Below are 16,124 nucleotides of genomic sequence, written 5' to 3' on the forward strand. Positions count from 1 at the left end.
GGGCAAATCAGCGCAGCTGGCTGTCTTTCGAACCACGCCGGTTGAACGCGCTGTGCCGCACCGCGCTGTCGCGGCCCGACTGGCAAGCGACGCACGTGCGCACGCCCGGCACCGCCACGCGCCGCTTTTCAGGGATCGGTTCGCCGCATTCGTCACAATATTCGGCACTCTCGCCACTCGGCATCCGTGCCCGCGCCGCGCTGACCGCGTCGCTCACCGTATCGTCGATCTGATCCTGCACCGCGCCATCGCGCGACCATCCACCGGCCATTGCCGCCTCCTTTTCACCCGCTCAATGTCGGCAGGCGGAGGCAAAATTGCAAGGTTTGCGAAGGCTTAGCGCTCCTCGAACGGTTTGAGCCCGCGCCCGAGCGCATTGTCGCCAATGCCCGACATTTCGCCCGACCAGTCGGCCACGAACACGGTGTTGCGGTCCACACCCGGTGCCAGCCGTGCATCGTTGCCGACCACGGTAAGGCCAGCCGAGCTGTGCTCGCGATCCTCGGCCGCGACCGCGATGAAGGCCGAGTAGTTCTCTTTCGACTGGCCTTGCACGAACCAGTTGTTCGAGATTTGCCCGCTCGCGCCCGCCGGCAGGTCGATCATGTAGTTGGTGTTGCGCCCGCCCGCATCGTCGAAGCTGCACGAGGCGATATCGACCTGCGCCGCGCGCGATTTGACATAGTGACCGCCTGCACCCTGCTCGAACCGGCTGCGGGTTATGCGAACATGGCCATAGGAACCGGTGTAGATCGAATGGGCACAGCCGCCCGCGCCCTCGCAGGTGCCGAGGCGGCTGAAGGTCGAACGGTCAACCACGATCTGCGAGGCCATGTCGCCCGCCGTCAGGATGCCCTGCTGGCTATCGCGGAACCAGCTGTCGGCCACCGTGAGGTTGCCCTTTTCCAGCCGGATACCCGCGCCGTTGAAATCGGGAACGCGCATGTTCTGGAAAATCAGGCCTGAAACCTCGGCGCCGCGCCCGCGCAGCACCAGCGCGGCCTTGCCCTCGCAGGTGACGGTGTCGAACACCGCCGAGCCCGGCTCGCTCGCGAGATAGGAAATCTGCCCGCGTTCCTGCACCGCGCACTGGCTATAGCGGCCCGGCGCGATGGCAATCGCACCCTCGCCATCGCCGATGGCGTTGACCGCCTCTTGCAGCCGGTCGAAGCCCTGCCCCGTCGCGACCACCGTGAAAGCGGCCTCGCGGTCCTGCGCGGTGAGCGTCGCCGAGGGCAGCGCGACTAGAGCAGCAACAAGCGCGATCATGACGCGCGGCGAAAAGGAGCGCTGAGTCGAAGTCATCACCGGCAGGGCTTAACCCACAAGCGTTAAGCAGGCGAGAACAGACCGGTCAGCGACGGCGAGACTTCTTCTGCTGGCGCTTGAAGGCCTCCAGATCCTTCATGTCGACGATCTCGCTGCGAGCCATCATCCAGCGGATCATTACCACGGCCCAGCCGGCCACCAGCACGAGGAATGCGCCAGTCACCGCGAGCATGATGTCCGGCGCGAGACCAGCGGCGCTGAGGGCAACAAAGCCCGTAGTCGGCAGCGCGAGGAGCAGCATCCACAGGCCCAACCCGCGCCAGCCCGCTGCGTTGCGCGGGGTGATCTGCACGATCCAGCCGTGGCGGATGCACACATAGGGTTTCTCTTCGTCACGCATCTCTCACTCCTCCTTGGCAGGCCGCCCCCGCCGGGGCCGTTCACTGATCGCAGGCCTGATTCCGCGCCGTTCGAGCGCCTCGCGCAGCAGCACCTCGATCTCGGCGTTCACGCTGCGCAGCTCCTGCGCCGCCAATCGCTCGAGGCAATCGTGCAGCGCAGGGTCCAGCCGCAGGGCGAAGGCTTTGCGGGCCGCCATCGCCTTACTGGTAAAGCGATCCGGTGTTGACGATCGGGTTCACTTCGCGCTCGCCGCAGAGCACCACCATCAGGTTCGAAACCATGGCCGCGCGCCGCTCGTCGTCGAGTTCGATGACGTCTTCCGCCGAGAGCTTGTCGAGCGCCATCTGCACCATCGTCACCGCGCCCATCACCAGCTTGGCGCGCGCGGCGATCACCGCCTCGGCCTGCTGGCGGCGCAGCATGGCCCCGGCAATCTCGCTGGCATAGGCAAGGTGGGTAAGGCCCGCCTCGTCAACCACGATCCCCGCTGCCGACAGCCGCTCGTTGAGCTCAGTCTGCAGCTCGGCGTTGATAACATCGGCGCTGCCCCGAAGCGTGGTCTCATCCTCGTCGCTCATATCGTCGTAAGGATGGCGCGCGCCGACGGTGCGCAGCGCCGCCTCGATCTGGATTTCGACGAACTCGTCATAGTCGTCCACGTCGAACACTGCCTGCGCCGTGTCGCGCACGCGCCAGACGACGTTGCAAGCGATATCGATCGGGTTTCCGCGCAGGTCGTTGATCTTGATCCGCTCGGAATGGATGTTGTGCGCCCGCACGCTGACCTTCTTGCGCATCATCCACGGCAGCACCCAGCGCAGACCCTCCTTGCGGTCAGTCCCGCGATAGTCACCGAACAGCGTGATCACCGCGCCCTGGTTGGGTTGCACCATGTAGAAACCGAACCCGATCAGCACCATGGCCACCACCGGCAGCAGGATGCAGACGACGAACAGCAGGATATTGCCGAGCCCGAAACCTCCCGTCACCACGTTCACGCCCACGAACACAATCAGCGCCGGGAATGCCAGCAACAGCGTGTAGCCGCTGTGCGTCCTCGCCGGGACTTCCCGGCTTCGGGTCATACCCGTCAAATGGTCCGACATCGTTATGGTCCTCCGATTAATTGTGATATCATATTTATATCACTTTTCGGAGGAGCGCAATCGGGTGACTGTGGTGTCAGTGTTCGGCCACAACCTTGAGGAATGCTGCGCCATAGGCCTCCAGCTTCTTCGCCCCGACGCCGCCGATCTCGGCGAGATCGGCGCGGCTCATCGGGCGCCGCGCGGCCATCTCGCGCAGCACCGAATCATGGAAAATCACATAGGGCGGCACCCCAGCCTCTGCGGCGAGATCGCGGCGCAGCGCCCGCAGCGCGTCGAACAGCGGATCGCCCACGGGGTTCGCGGCCTCGTTGCGGGCGCGGCGCTGCCTGCGTTCGGAGCGCGCAGGCGGCTTGGTGATCGACAGCGCCATCTCGCCCGTGAGCAGCGCGCGTGCCTCGCCGCCCAGTTTCAGCCCGCCGTGCTCATTTGGCACGAGGCATCCGCGCGCCTGCAAGGCCCGGCTGACCGGCTGCAACAGCGCCGCCTCCTCGCCCTCGACAATGCCATAGACTGAGAGCCGGTCATGCCCGCGCTCCATGATGCGCGCATCCGAAGCACCGGTGAGCACCTTCTGCAAGTGGCCGAAGCCAAAGCTCTGCCCGGTGCGATAACAGGCCGAGAGCAGCTTCTGCGCCAGCTCGGTCACTTCGAGCACCTGCGGGGGGTTGAGGCAGTTGTCGCAATTGCCGCAGGCCTCAGGAGGGTCTTCCCCGAAGTGACGCAGCAGGATCGCGCGGCGGCAGGTCGGCGCCTCGACCAGCGCCGCCAGAGCATCGAGCCGTTGCCGCTCGCCCAGCTGGCGGCCTTCGTCCAGCTCACCGATCCGCATCCGCGCGGTGGCGAAGTCGCCCGCGCTCCACAGCATCACCGCCTGCGCCGGATCGCCGTCGCGCCCGGCACGGCCCGTTTCCTGATAATAGGCTTCGATCGACTTGGGCACCCCGGCATGGGCGACAAAGCGCACGTCGGGCTTGTCGATCCCCATCCCGAAGGCGATCGTGGCCACCATCACCATGTCCTCGCTGGCGACGAACCTCGCCTGATTATCGGCGCGTTGCTCGGCGGGAAGGCCGGCGTGATAAGGCAGCACGGGCCGCCCGGTGGCGCGGGCAAGGCTGGCGGCGAGATCCTCGACCTTCTTGCGCGTCCCGGCATAGACGATGCCCGGCCCCGGCTGCTCGTCCACCAGCCGTTCGAGCTGGCGCGACAGGTTGTCACGCGGGCGGATTGCATAGCGGATGTTGGGCCGGTCGAAGCCGGAGATGACAAGGCCATCGTCAGGAATGCCGAGCTGGCCGAGAATGTCGCCGCGCGTGCGCAGGTCCGCCGTGGCGGTCAGCGCCAGCCGCGGGACATCGCCGAACGCGTCCATCAGCGGGCGGAGCTGGCGATAGTCGGGACGGAAATCGTGGCCCCATTCGCTCACGCAGTGCGCCTCGTCGACCGCGAACAGCGCCAGCGGGGCGGCACAAAGCAGGTCGCGGAACTGCGGCTGACTGGCCCGTTCGGGCGCGACATAGAGCAGGTCGAGCACCCCGGCACGGAAGGCGTCCTGCGTCTCGCGCCAATCGGCATCGGCGCTGGTGAGCGTGGCGGCACGAATGCCATTGGCCCGCGCGCTGCGCAGCTGATCATGCATCAGCGCGATCAGCGGCGAGATCACCACGCAGGTGCCCTCCAGCATCACCGCAGGCAATTGGTAGGTGAGCGACTTGCCCGCGCCGGTGGGCATCACCGCCAGCGTCGACTGGCCAGAAAGCACGCGGCCCACCACCTGTTCCTGCACCATGCGGAACGATTCGAAGCCGAACACTTCGCGCAAGGTGGTGCGGGCGCGTTCGAGGTTGGCGGGGCTGTGCAGCATGGCCCACCACCTGCCAGATGCGCGCGCATACGCCTAGGGGCGCAATTCCCGTTTTGCCCCGGCCCCGCGAACGGCTACAGACGCTGACATTCGTTTAGCAACCTCAGGAGGAAACAATATGAAACGGATCGCTATGCTCGCTCCGGCTGCGCTGCTGGCGCTGTCGGCCTGCGGCGAATCGACCGACGCTTCGGAAGAGGCCATGGCCGACACGGTCGAAGTGCCCGCCGACGACGCCATGGACGGCGTGCCGGACCCGGTGATCGACAGCTCGCTCGACGAGGCTGACACCGCTTCGGTCGAAGATGCGGTCGATGCTGCCACGCAGGAAGCCGAAGACGCCGCCGATAACGCACAGGCCGCAGCCGACGACGCGCTGAGCGCCGCCGATGCGGCTGCCGCCGCCAGCGCCGAACTCGAAGGCGCGACCGAGTAATGGTTCGGGCAGTGCATCTGCGGCTGGCGCTTGCCGCCACAGGTGCGCTGCTCGCCTCGGGCTGCGATGCGCCCGACCCTATGAACGGCCCCGCGCCTGCCAGCAGCAACGAAGCTGCCGCACTGGAAGACGCGGCTGAAATGCTCGAAATGCGCGATCCGGCTGGCGATAACGCCGCGGACTCAGAGCCAGATCAGAACAGCACCAGCAGCGCCACGCCCATCGCCACGCGATAGATCACGAAGACCATCATCGAGGCCTTCTTCAGGAAGTTCATCAGGAAGGCCATCGTCACAAAGGCGGCGATGAAGGTGAGCACACCTGCGATCAGCGCCTCGTGCAGCAGCTCGGCCCCGGCATCGAACAGCTCGGGCACGATCAGCACGCCAGCCCCGGCCACCGCCGGGATCGACAACAGGAACGAGAACCGCGCCGCCTCGAATCGGCCATAGCCGAGCGTGCGCGCCATGGTCATGGTCACGCCCGAACGGCTGGTGCCCGGAATGATCGCAAAGGCCTGGGCGATGCCCACCAGCAGCCCGTCGCGCCAGGTCATGTCCTCGAAGGTCTTGGTCTCTCGCCCGAACCGGTCGGCAAGACCCAGCAGCACACCATATACGATCAGGTTGACCGCGATCAGGTCGGTGAAGCGGATCGAGGCCATCAGGTCGCCATCGACGATGGTCACCCCGAACAGGCTGGAAACGAGGCCGTTGAACGCGCCCATCTTGATCGCGAGGCCGAACATCACTGCGGGGATCGTGCCGAGCAGGATCCACCAGAACAGCTGCCGCTCGTGCGGGGCCTTGCCGATGCCCACGGTGGCAAAGCCCCCGCGCGCCAGCATCACCACGTCCTTGAAGAAATAGACGATGATCGCAAGCAGCGAGCCGACATGGACGGCCACGTCGATCTGCGGGCCCTGGTCCGGGAAATCGGTCAGGTAGGGGATCAGGATCAGGTGGCCCGACGAGGAGATCGGCAGGAACTCCGTCGTCCCCTGAACAACGGCAATCAGCAGCAGTTGGATGAAGGTCATGAACGGCAGCGCCTCGGGCTTGCCCGGTGGCTGCCACCGGGCGCGATTGAGGGCGCTGCCTCCACCAGCCCATGCACGAAGTCAAGCACCCGCAGACGCGGCAGGTAAGCCCTCTACCAGATCGAGACACGCTCCTCCGGCGGCAGGTACAGCGCATCGTCGGGGCCAACGTCGAAGGCATCGTACCAGGCATCCATCTGCCGCACCGTGTTGTTGAGGCGGAACTCGCTCGGCGGGTGGTTGGCGGTCATCACCCGGTTGCGCAGCGCCTCGGGGCGATAGGTATCGCGCCAGACCTGCCCATAGCCGAGGAAGAAGCGCTGGTCGCCCGTCAGCCCATCGATCACCGGAGCCTCCTCGCCGTTCAAGGACATCCGATAGGCGCGGTAGGCGACCTGGAGGCCCACCACGTCGCCGATCGTCTCGCCCATCGAGAGATCGCCGCGCAGGCACAGCGCGCCATCGTCGACCGGGCAATAGGCCTCGATCAGCGCGGCAAGCTGGTCCGTCTTGGCCTTGAAGGCGGAACGGTCCGCGTCCTGCCACCAGTTGCGCAAGGTGCCGGTGGCATCATAGCGCGAGCCCTGATCGTCGAAGCCGTGGCCGATCTCGTGCCCGATCACCGCGCCGATCGCGCCATAGTTCACCGCCGGATCGGCCTCAAGACCGAAGAACGGCTGCTGGAGGATCGCGGCGGGGAAGACGATCTGGTTGAACAGCGGGTTGTAGTAGGCGTTCACCTGCTGCGGCAGCATGCCCCATTCCGTGGTGTCGACCGGCTTGCCGAGCTTGTCGCGGCTGTCGGCCAACGCCCAGTCGATCGCGCGGACCCGGTTACCCAGCGCATCGCCGGCAACGATCTCCAGACCGTCGTAGGTCTCGAACTCGTCGGGATAGCCGATCATCGCGGTAAACCCGGCCAGCTTCGCCTGTGCCTCTGCGGTGGTTTCGGCACCCATCCAGTCGTTGGCGGAGATGCTCTCTTTCAGCGCCGCCTGGAGGTTGCCTACCAGCTTTTCCATCTCGGTCTTCGCGGCAGGCGGGAAGTGGCGCGCCACGTAGAGCGCGGCGAGCTGCTCGCCCAGCTGGCCCTCGACTGCGGCGATGGCACGCTTCCAGCGCGGGCGCTGCACGGTCTGGCCGCTCAGCACTGTGCCGTAGAAAGCGAAGTTCGCATCATCGACAGCCTTGGGCAGCACCGAGGCATTGGACGAAAGGAACCGCACGGCCATGTAGGCCTTGAGTGTGGCAAGATCGGTTTCGCCCAGCAGCCGCATCATCGCAGGCAGCCCGCCGCCGATCTGGGCGAGGTTTTCCTCGGTCAGCCCGGCAGCGGCAATCTCCTCGTCGGTCGGCGGCAGCTGGCCGAGGTCGAACAGGTCCTGCCCGGCAAAGCCGGCAGCATCGAGCAGGGCTTGGGTGGGGAACTCGGGCTCCAGAGCCAGCAGCGTAGCCCGGTCGGCCGGATTGAAGGTCAGCGTGGGGTTGCGAAGGTAACGCCGGTCCCATTCCAGCTCGGCCACCTTGTGCTCGAAGGCATAGACGGCCTCGGCCGCAGCGGCGGGGTCTTCATAGCCGGCAGCATCCAGCATGGTGGTGAGGAACTCGCGGTATTTCGCTCGGATTTCCTCGTTGCGCTCCGAATCGACCAGATAATAATCGCGATCGGGCAGGCCCATGCCGTTGAACCCGATGTCGACAAGGTGCTCGGTCGGATTATCGGCATTCACGCCCACGCTCGCACCCACCAGCGCGGGATAGCCTGCTTGCGGGAACAGCCGCACCAGCGCTTCGAGATCGGGCGCCTGGGCAATGGTCTGTAAGTATGGCTGGGCCGGGGCCATGCCCTTGGCTTCGATAGCGTCGGTATCGAGATAGGCCTGGTAGGCATCGACGATGCGACGCTCGACCGTCCCCTGCGCGGGATCGGATGCGACCAGCTCGGCCATCAGGGCTTCGATGTCGCTGGTGGCGTTTTCGGCCAGCCATGCGAAGGTGCCATAGCTCGACCGGTCATCGGGAATCGGCGCACCAGCCAGCCACTTGGCGTTGACGTAGGCGAAGAAATCATCCCCCGGATCGACCGCCCGGTCGAGGTACTCGAGCCCCACACCCCAGGTGCCAAAGTCCATTTCGGGCGTCGTCTCTTCGGCTGCATCTTGCGCCAGCACTGGCGTGGCGATGGCAAGGCCGAAGACGGAAACAGAAGCAACTAGCAGGCGGCGGATCATGGGCGGCTCCGGTTAAATAGGTTTGCGACACATATGGCGCTGCACGCGGCGAATGCCACGTTTCGTTTCTAATGATACGAACGCGATCTAGCTCAGCCTTGCCCCTACCTCAAGGGTCCAGCCTCAAGCCGGAGCTTTGTCGTCGAACTGGAGCGAGGCGAGCCGCGCATAGAGCCCGCCCGATGCCGAAAGGCTGGCGTGGTCGCCCTGTTCGACAATCTCGCCCTTGTCCATCACCACGATCCGGTCAGCCGCGCGCACGGTGGCAAGGCGGTGGGCGATCACTAGCGTGGTGCGATCCTGCATCAGCCGTTCGAGCGCCTGCTGCACCAGCTGCTCACTTTCGGCATCGAGCGCGGAGGTCGCCTCGTCGAGCAGCAGGATCGGCGCATTGCGCAGCACCGCGCGCGCGATAGCCACGCGCTGGCGCTGGCCGCCCGAAAGGCGCGCGCCGCCATCGCCGAGGAAGGTGTCGAGCCCCTGCGGCAGGTCGCGCAGGAAGTCTTCCGCATTGGCGGTGCGGGCCGCTTCCCAGATAGCCTCTTCGCTTGCCGCCCAGTTGCCATAGCGCAGGTTATCGCGCGCGTTGGCGGCAAACAGGATGCCCTCCTGCGGCACCAGCGCCATGCGGCGGCGCACCTCGGCAGGGTCGGCCTGGGTGAGCGGCACGCCGTCCATCTTCACGCTGCCCCCCTGCGGATCGTAGAACCGCTCGGCGAGCTGAAAAATCGTCGACTTGCCTGCACCCGAGGGGCCGACGATGGCGACGGTCTCGCCCGGCTCCACCGTAAGCGTGAAGTCGCGGATCGCCTTGTCGGTCGGGCGGGTTGGGTAAGAGAAGGTGACGTTCTGGAACGCGAGGCTGCCACGCGGCGGCTCGGGCATGGCCTGCGGACGCGCGGGAGCCTCGATCTCGGGCTGCTCCTCCAGCAATTCCTTCAGCCGGCTGGCCGCGCCTGCGCCGCGCAGCAGGTCGCCATAGACCTCGGCCAGCGAGCCGAACGCGCCTGCCACCAGCACGCCGGTGAGCACGAAAGCGGCGATGGTGCCGCCCGAAAGCAGGCCCTCGGCCACCTGCACCGCCCCGCGCCACATCAGGAGCACGATCGAGCCGAACACGAAGCCGATGCCGCACAAGGTCATCAGCGAACGGGTCAGGATGCGGCGCTTGGCTGTTACGAAAGTCTCCTCGACGAACTTGCCGAAGCGCGCCAGCTCGCGGCCTTCCTGATTGAAGCCCTGCACGATCTTCATTGCGCCGAGCACTTCGGAAGTGGTCGCGGCCACATCGGCCACCCTGTCCTGGCTCGCACGGCTGATCTTGCGCAAGCGCCGACCGAACACCACCAGCGGCACGATCACCGCCGGAACCACCAGCAGCAGCATCACCGTGAGGCCGGGCGCCAGCCAGACGAGGTAGACCAGCCCGCCGATGGCCATGATGAGATTGCGCAAGGCCACCGAGATGGTGGTGCCGACTACCGATTCGACCAGCGTGGTATCCGCGGTCATCCGGCTGGAGATTTCCTTCGGGCTGTTTTCCTCGAAAAAGCCCGGCGACAGGCGCAGCAGGTTCTTCTGCACGGCGAGCCGGATATCGGCCACCACCCGCTCGCCCAGCAAGCTTACGAAGTAGAACCGGCAGGCGGTGCCGATGGCAAGAATGACCACCATTGCGAGCAAATAGCGGAACCAACGGTTGATCTCTCCGGGATCGCTGCCTTCCGAAAAGCCGCGATCGATGATTTCGCGGAAACCGGCCGGGATCGCCAGCGTAGCCGAGGCGGTGACAACCAGCGCCACGCCCGCAGCCACGATCAGTCCCGGATAGGCGCGCGCGGTGCGGAAAATCATGCCGAGCGGGCCGAGATCGCGGGCCGGCTTGGGCTCTACGGACTCAGTTTCGGAAGCAGGAGACTTGGCCATAGGCGAGCGCCCTAGACCAGATCTTGCGGCCTTTGAAGCGCGCCGGATCAAAGCCAGTCGGGTTTCATGCAAAAACTATTTTTTGCCGCACTGCACAATCTTCACTATATGTGCGGTATCAACATTTGTGCCGGACCGTGCTCCGGCCCCCTGCAGTTGGCGCAAGAAGGGTCAAGAAACTTGCTTTATTCCGCTTACGAAATGCAGAAGGCCTGGTTCTCCAGCGCCAGCCACTGGGCCGAATTCGGCGCCAACATCCTTTCCAACCCGGCGCTGCCGATGGGCTATCTCGGAATGGGTCCGGCCATGGCCAGCGCGCTCAAGGTGTTCGCGCATGTCTATGAGGAGCGCGGCAAGCCCGCCTTCGGGATCGACAGCGTCGAGGTCGATGGCAAGAGCTACCCCGTGGCGCAGTCCACCGTGCTCGAAAAGCCGTTCGGCAATCTTATCCGCTTCCGCCGCGAGGGCCTGCCCGAGGATGCGCCCACGATGCTGGTGGTCGCGCCGATGAGCGGGCACTTCGCCACGCTGCTGCGCGGCACGGTCGCCCGGCTGATCGAGAATCAGGAGGTCTATGTTACCGACTGGGCCGACGCCAAGACCGTCCCCCTGAGCGAAGGGCTGTTCGATCTCGACGACTACATCGATTACCTGATCGAGTTCCTGCGCTTCATCGGCCCTAACACCCACGTGCTGGCGGTGTGCCAGCCATCGGTCCCGGCTTTTGCCGCCACCGCCGTGATGGGCGCCGACAACGATCCGTGCCGCCCGGCCACGCTCAACATGATGGGCGGCCCGATCGACACCCGCGCCAGCCCGACCGGCGTGAACGATCTGGCGATGGACAAGCCGCTGAGCTGGTTCCAGAACAACGTGGTCGCCACCGTTCCGTTCAGCTATCCGGGCGCTGGGCGGCGGGTCTATCCCGGCTTCCTGCAGGTGGCGGGCTTCATCTCGATGAACCTCATGAGCCACATGATGAGCCACTACGAGATGTTCAAACACCTCACGGTGGGCGACCAGGAAAGCGCCGACAAGACCAAGGAGTTCTACGACGAGTACCTGTCGCACTGCGACATGACCGCCGAGTTCTACCTCCAGACCATCAAGCACGTGTTCCAGGAACACACCCTGCCCAAGGGCGAGTTCGTCCACCGCGGCAAGGCAATCGATCCCGACGCCATTCGCGACACCGCGATGCTCGCGATCGAGGGCGAGAAAGACGATATTTCGGGCATCGGCCAGACCCGCGCCGCGCTCGACCTCGCCCCGCACCTGCCGCTGGCGATGAAGAAATATCACCTCGCGCGCGATGTGGGGCACTATGGCATCTTCAACGGCAGCAAGTGGCGGAAGCGAATCGCCCCGGTGCTTGAGGAATGGATGCGCGCCAACCCTGGCGTGAACTAGCCAGGCCTGCCGGGCGCACACACGCCCGCGCAGGCGTTGATTGCGGCATAGTACTTGGCCTAGGCTCGCGCTATCGTTCACGAGGGATGCGCCCGATGATCGCAGAGGACCTGATTGCAGCCAGCGCGATAGCGGCCGTGGTCAGCAATCCGCGCCTGCCCGATAACCCCATCGTTGCCTGCAACGACGCCTTCATCGCGCTGACGGGCTTCGAGAGGGACGAAATAATCGGCCGCAACTGCCGCTTCCTGCGTGGCCGCGATACCGAACCCTGGTTGAGCGAGGCGCTGCGGACCGGCATCCGACTGCGGCAGCCGACCATGGTGGAAATCCTCAACTACCGAAAGGACGGCACCCCGTTCCGCAATGCGGTGATGGTTGCGCCTGTTTTCGATACGCGCGGGAATCTCGAATTCTTTCTCGGCTCGCAGATCGAGCTTGAGGACGACAGGCCCCGCGCAAACGACATGCGCCGACGCTATGCCCACGAGCGGGTCCAGAACCTCACCCCGCGCCAGCGCGAGATCCTGATCGAAATGGCACGCGGGCGGCTCAACAAGCAGATCGCGCACGATCTCGACCTCAGTGAGAGAACGATCAAGATGCACCGGGCCGCGATGATCCGCGCCCTAGGGGTGCAAACGGGGGCCGACGCGATCCGGATCGCGGTGGAAGCAGGCTTCTGATCCTGCACCAAAGGTCAGGTTGGCTTGTCGCGCCAATTCCGTGATCATCTCTTCAAGATCGGAACTACCCTCACTCCCGTTCGCCGATCCTATTCCTGAGAAAACCCGGCGCCTTCGTGCGCCGGGTTTTTTGTTTTCAACACGCTGGCGGCCACATCTGCCCCAAAGGTCAGGTTGAGAGCGCAGGTGGCACACACCAACCTCAGTATATCGGCAGCCACTCGCAACAGCGCGGGCGCCGGAATGCCTCTTCACTGAAAGGAACCGACGATGAGATTCCCCCTCGTAATTGTCGCCGCAGCGCTCACCGGCACGGCAACGCCCGCCTTGGCCAACCATCACGAAGCTGCCTCGCTCGTTGAAACGGCCATCGCTTCACCCGACCATGAGACGCTGGTAGCAGCAGTGCAGGCGGCGGATCTGGTCGACGCGCTGAGCGGCGAGGGCCCGCTGACTGTCTTCGCACCCACCGATGCCGCCTTCGGTGCCCTGCCCGACGGCACCGTCGAAACGCTGCTGATGCCCGCGAACAAGGAGCAGCTGCAGGCCGTGCTCACTTATCACGTGGTGCCGGGCAAGGTGACTTCGGCCGATCTTCTCAAGCTGATCGAGGATAACGGCGGCACCGCCAGCGTGACCACGCTTCAGGGCGGCATGCTGACTGCCTCGCTGGATGGTGGCAGCGTCATCCTGACCGACGCCGCGGGCGGGACCGCCACCGTGACCGCAGCCGATCTCGAAGCTTCGAACGGCATCATCCACGTGACCGACGCAGTCTCGCTTCCGGGCTGATCCGCTCCTCCAGTAGGCCCGTTCGCATTCTATCGCAGGTCGGTCGCCAGTCGCCCTCTCACGCTACCCCTATCAGTGCGAGAGGGCGGCATGGCTGGTAGCCCAGCGACGTGACGGGCCTTGACGCTGCTCCTCGGCCTGCCGCTTGAGATAGCTGCCGAAGGCGATCTCCATCCCCACGATCAGGAAGCCGAACGGCTGGAAGGCGATGCCCACGAACAGCGCGCCGATCATGAACACCACGTGCGCCTGCTGTAATGCTTCGGCCAGCCCGCCCTGCCATCCCAGCTTCTCGCCCTTGGCCGGGCGGAACCGGCGGCGCACCAGCTCCATCTGCAGCAGGCCGATCCCGTGCAGCAGCAACCACAAGCCCAGCCCGAGCCAGCCCTGCTCGCCCAGCATTTCGAAATAGGACGAGTGGTAGGCCCGCCCCTCGTCGGTCACCTCGACATAGGTGACCGAGCGCGAGTTGCCGCTGCCCGTCACCTGCGGCATCTGATAGGTAAAGCTGTTGGCACGATAGGCGTCGAACCCGCCGCCCATCGGATGCTCCTTCACGTAGTCGAGCGTCCAGCCCCACACCGCGATGCGGGTCGAGGCCGATTCGTCCTCCTTGTGGTCGAAGATCGTGCTCATCCGTTCGAGATAGCTCTGCGGCAGGAACGGCACGGCCATAACCAGCGCCACCCCGGCAATCCCGGCATAGAGAAAGCGGTTCTTTACCGTACGCAGCATCATCGCCGCCAGCACGGCCGCGCAGACCAGCCCGGTGCGGGCATTGGTGCCCACCGGCATCAAGAGGCAGGCAAACGACAGCGCGGCCACGAAAGCGGCCACGGTCCAGTGCGGGCGGAACACGGTGCCGAACCGCGCCAGCCACACCGCGATGGGGATGATCGCGATGGCCGCAATCGAGATGATCGAGCTTTCGTAGATACCCGAGTTCTCGACCACCAGCAGCCTGAGCGTGCCATAGCCGCCGCCGCCGAACACCGTCTTCATGCCGCCCGAGATGCAGATCGCCCCGATGCTCAGGACCATGAACAGCGCCACGGCCTCGATCCTCAGGCGCGTGCGCATGGTTAGCGGCAGGAAGGCGGCGAACAGCAGGCTCTTCCACACCCAGTCCCACTTCTCCCAGGCGCTGTCCTGAAATTCGGCCCGGAAGGTGGTGAACGCGCAAAGGCCCAGCAGCGCAACGATCAGGCCCTGGCGAAAGGTGAAGCGGCTGCCCTCCTTGCTATCGAGTACCAGCCAGCCTCCGAAGGCGAGCGCGAACATCATCAGCGACAGCGGAAACATCTGAATGATGCCCCAGCCAACCTTCTGCGGGATCACCAGATCGACGTAGATATAGAGCAGGATCCACACGAAAGGGCGCTTCAACCCCATGGCCGCGATCAGGCCGATAAAGGCGAGGAGGACGAGATCAACCATGGCCATCGCCCGGATTATCGTCGCGCGCGGCCAGCCAGGGCTTCGGCTTGGCTTTTTCCTCGCTGGCGAGGCTGTCGTCGTCGAGATCGGGCCGGGCCAGAAGGCGCCATGCAGCCAGCGCCATCAGGCCGTGCGTCAGGGCTATGGCGAAGTAGTCGATCACGTGTGAGACGGCCTTTCGCGCAAGGCTCTAGCGCCAAGCCCTTGACGCGGCGTTAAGCTTGTCGTGGCATATGGGCCGCCATGATCCACGCTTCGCTCTCCCGGCCCGGCGCCCGCGTCCTGCACGTGCTCGATCACTCGCTGCCGATCCATTCGGGCTATACCTTCCGCACGCGCGCGATCCTGAAGGCGCAGGAACGCCATGGCCTTGAGGTACGCGGGATCACCGGCCTACGCCATACCGAGGACGGTCCCGACGTCGAGACCGAGGACGCCCTGACCTTCCACCGCACCCGCGGCACGGCGGGCGGTCCCGCAGGCCTGCGCGAATGGCGCGAAATCACTTTGCTCGCCGATGCCATCGTCGCGCTGGCGCAGGACTGGCGGCCCGACATCCTCCACGCGCACTCGCCTGCGCTGTGCGGACTGGCCGCGATCCGCGCCGGGCAGCGCCTCGGCATACCGGTGGTCTACGAAATCCGCGCTTTCTGGGAAGACGCAGCGGTGGGCAACCTGATGACCACCGAAGGCTCGCTGCGCTACCGTCTTACCCGCGCCATCGAGAACCGCGTGGTCGACCGCGCCGATGCCGTGATGACGATCTGCCATGGCCTGCGCGACGACCTGATCGCGCGCGGCCACGATGGCGGCAAGATCGGGGTCATGCCCAACGGGGTTGATCTGTCGCTGTTCGGCACGCCGCCGCCGCGCGATGCGGCGCTGGCGGAGCAACTCGGACTCGGCGAGGGCCCGGTGATCGGCTTCATCGGCAGCTTCTACGACTACGAGGGCCTCGACGATCTGATCGCCGCAATGCCCGTGCTGCTGGAGCGGGTGCCCGATGCACACCTGCTGCTGGTCGGCGGCGGTGAACGAGAGGAGCTGCTGCGCCAGCAGGCCGAGGCATCGAGCGCTTCGTACGCGATCCACTTCATCGGTCGCGTGCCCCACCATGAGGTGGAACGCTACTATGCGCTGTGCGACGTCATGGCCTATCCGCGCAAACACAGCCGCCTGACCGATCTCGTCACGCCGCTGAAGCCGCTTGAAGCCATGGCCCAGCGCACGCTGGTGGTGGCGAGCGACATCGGTGGGCATCGCGAACTGATCGAGGACGGCAAGACCGGCGTGCTGTTCGCGCCCGACGATCCGCAGGCCTGCGCCGAGGCTCTGGCGCGCCTGCTGGGCGACCGTAGCCGGTGGGACATGATCCGCGATCAGGGCCGCGACCATGTCGCGCACAAACACGACTGGTTTACCAATGCGCGGCGTTATCTTTCCGTTTACCAAGCCTTGCTAGGCAAACCCTTGGATTGCCGTATACCGGCTGCTGCCTGATTCCGTCGGGCCGCAGTTCGAAA

At 65.4% G+C, this 16,124-nt stretch carries 17 protein-coding genes; 6 read left to right on the forward strand and 11 right to left on the reverse strand.

Annotation, left to right across the window (positions count from 1 at the left end; translation table 11 throughout):
- Positions 1-7: 7 nt before the first annotated feature.
- The 6 genes from ABDJ38_RS12865 to recQ all read right to left on the reverse strand — a co-directional run bounded on the left by ABDJ38_RS12865 (position 8) and on the right by recQ (position 4,644).
- A complete protein-coding gene (locus tag ABDJ38_RS12865; protein ID WP_346785521.1) occupies positions 8-271 on the reverse strand; it encodes a DksA/TraR family C4-type zinc finger protein in 264 nt (87 codons plus the stop codon).
- A gap of 65 nt (positions 272-336) precedes the next feature.
- The gene (locus tag ABDJ38_RS12870; RefSeq protein WP_346785688.1) at positions 337-1,305 is read right to left on the reverse strand and encodes a right-handed parallel beta-helix repeat-containing protein; all 969 of its coding nucleotides are present in this window, start codon (positions 1,303-1,305) and stop codon (positions 337-339) included.
- Between the two features lie 49 nt (positions 1,306-1,354).
- Positions 1,355-1,669 (reverse strand): hypothetical protein, encoded by a 315-nt coding sequence (locus tag ABDJ38_RS12875; protein ID WP_346785522.1) that lies wholly within the window; start codon positions 1,667-1,669, stop codon positions 1,355-1,357.
- Between the two features lie 3 nt (positions 1,670-1,672).
- Positions 1,673-1,867 (reverse strand): type II toxin-antitoxin system antitoxin, encoded by a 195-nt coding sequence (locus ABDJ38_RS12880; protein ID WP_137680663.1) that lies wholly within the window; start codon positions 1,865-1,867, stop codon positions 1,673-1,675.
- Positions 1,868-1,871: 4 nt separating this feature from the next.
- A complete protein-coding gene (locus ABDJ38_RS12885; protein WP_346785523.1) occupies positions 1,872-2,777 on the reverse strand; it encodes an SPFH domain-containing protein in 906 nt (301 codons plus the stop codon).
- Positions 2,778-2,853: 76 nt separating this feature from the next.
- Entirely contained in the window at positions 2,854-4,644 is a 1,791-nt protein-coding gene (gene recQ / locus ABDJ38_RS12890; protein ID WP_346785524.1) for a DNA helicase RecQ, read from the reverse strand.
- Positions 4,645-4,762: 118 nt separating this feature from the next.
- On the opposite strand from recQ, the gene ABDJ38_RS12895 reads away from it, so the two are divergent.
- Complete coding sequence (locus tag ABDJ38_RS12895) at positions 4,763-5,080, forward strand: hypothetical protein (RefSeq protein WP_346785526.1); 318 nt, start codon at positions 4,763-4,765, stop codon at positions 5,078-5,080.
- Positions 5,080-5,316, forward strand: coding sequence for a hypothetical protein (locus ABDJ38_RS12900; protein ID WP_346785527.1), 237 nt, complete (start codon positions 5,080-5,082; stop codon positions 5,314-5,316). The genes ABDJ38_RS12895 and ABDJ38_RS12900 overlap by 1 nt, the downstream gene beginning before the upstream one ends.
- On the opposite strand, the gene ABDJ38_RS12905 is transcribed toward ABDJ38_RS12900, so the two are convergent.
- The 3 genes from ABDJ38_RS12905 to ABDJ38_RS12915 form a co-directional block, all read right to left on the reverse strand.
- Positions 5,274-6,119 carry an undecaprenyl-diphosphate phosphatase gene (locus ABDJ38_RS12905; RefSeq protein ID WP_346785528.1) on the reverse strand — a complete coding sequence of 282 codons (846 nt, stop codon included), beginning with the start codon at positions 6,117-6,119 and terminating at the stop codon, positions 5,274-5,276. The genes ABDJ38_RS12900 and ABDJ38_RS12905 overlap by 43 nt on opposite strands.
- Positions 6,120-6,232: 113 nt before the next feature.
- A complete protein-coding gene (locus tag ABDJ38_RS12910; RefSeq protein ID WP_346785529.1) occupies positions 6,233-8,350 on the reverse strand; it encodes a M13 family metallopeptidase in 2,118 nt (705 codons plus the stop codon).
- A 123-nt stretch (positions 8,351-8,473) separates the two neighbouring features.
- Positions 8,474-10,276: an ABC transporter transmembrane domain-containing protein gene (locus ABDJ38_RS12915; RefSeq protein WP_346785530.1), complete on the reverse strand. Its 1,803-nt coding sequence runs from the start codon at positions 10,274-10,276 to the stop codon at positions 8,474-8,476.
- A gap of 180 nt (positions 10,277-10,456) precedes the next feature.
- Between ABDJ38_RS12915 and ABDJ38_RS12920 the strand changes: the two genes are divergently transcribed.
- The 3 genes from ABDJ38_RS12920 (at position 10,457) to ABDJ38_RS12930 (ending at position 13,164) form a co-directional block, all read left to right on the forward strand.
- Complete coding sequence (locus ABDJ38_RS12920; RefSeq protein WP_346785531.1) at positions 10,457-11,686, forward strand: polyhydroxyalkanoate depolymerase; 1,230 nt, start codon at positions 10,457-10,459, stop codon at positions 11,684-11,686.
- Positions 11,687-11,781: 95 nt separating this feature from the next.
- Positions 11,782-12,372: a PAS domain-containing protein gene (locus ABDJ38_RS12925; protein ID WP_346785532.1), complete on the forward strand. Its 591-nt coding sequence runs from the start codon at positions 11,782-11,784 to the stop codon at positions 12,370-12,372.
- A 270-nt stretch (positions 12,373-12,642) separates the two neighbouring features.
- Entirely contained in the window at positions 12,643-13,164 is a 522-nt protein-coding gene (locus ABDJ38_RS12930) for a fasciclin domain-containing protein (protein WP_346785533.1), read from the forward strand.
- Between the two features lie 72 nt (positions 13,165-13,236).
- Here ABDJ38_RS12930 and ABDJ38_RS12935 read toward each other — a convergent pair whose 3' ends face one another.
- Together ABDJ38_RS12935 and ABDJ38_RS12940 are read right to left on the reverse strand one after the other, a co-directional pair.
- A complete protein-coding gene (locus tag ABDJ38_RS12935; protein ID WP_346785534.1) occupies positions 13,237-14,601 on the reverse strand; it encodes a DUF5935 domain-containing protein in 1,365 nt (454 codons plus the stop codon).
- Positions 14,594-14,764, reverse strand: coding sequence for a hypothetical protein (locus ABDJ38_RS12940; protein ID WP_346785535.1), 171 nt, complete (start codon positions 14,762-14,764; stop codon positions 14,594-14,596). Before ABDJ38_RS12940 ends, ABDJ38_RS12935 begins: the two co-directional genes overlap by 8 nt.
- An 80-nt stretch (positions 14,765-14,844) precedes the next feature.
- Here ABDJ38_RS12940 and ABDJ38_RS12945 point away from each other — a divergent pair, with 80 nt between their 5' ends.
- Positions 14,845-16,101 carry a TIGR04063 family PEP-CTERM/XrtA system glycosyltransferase gene (locus ABDJ38_RS12945; protein WP_346785536.1) on the forward strand — a complete coding sequence of 419 codons (1,257 nt, stop codon included), beginning with the start codon at positions 14,845-14,847 and terminating at the stop codon, positions 16,099-16,101.
- The last annotated feature ends 23 nt before the right edge of the window (positions 16,102-16,124 follow it).

This window comes from Aurantiacibacter flavus, assembly GCF_039710615.1.
GTDB lineage: Bacteria > Pseudomonadota > Alphaproteobacteria > Sphingomonadales > Sphingomonadaceae > Alteraurantiacibacter > Alteraurantiacibacter flavus.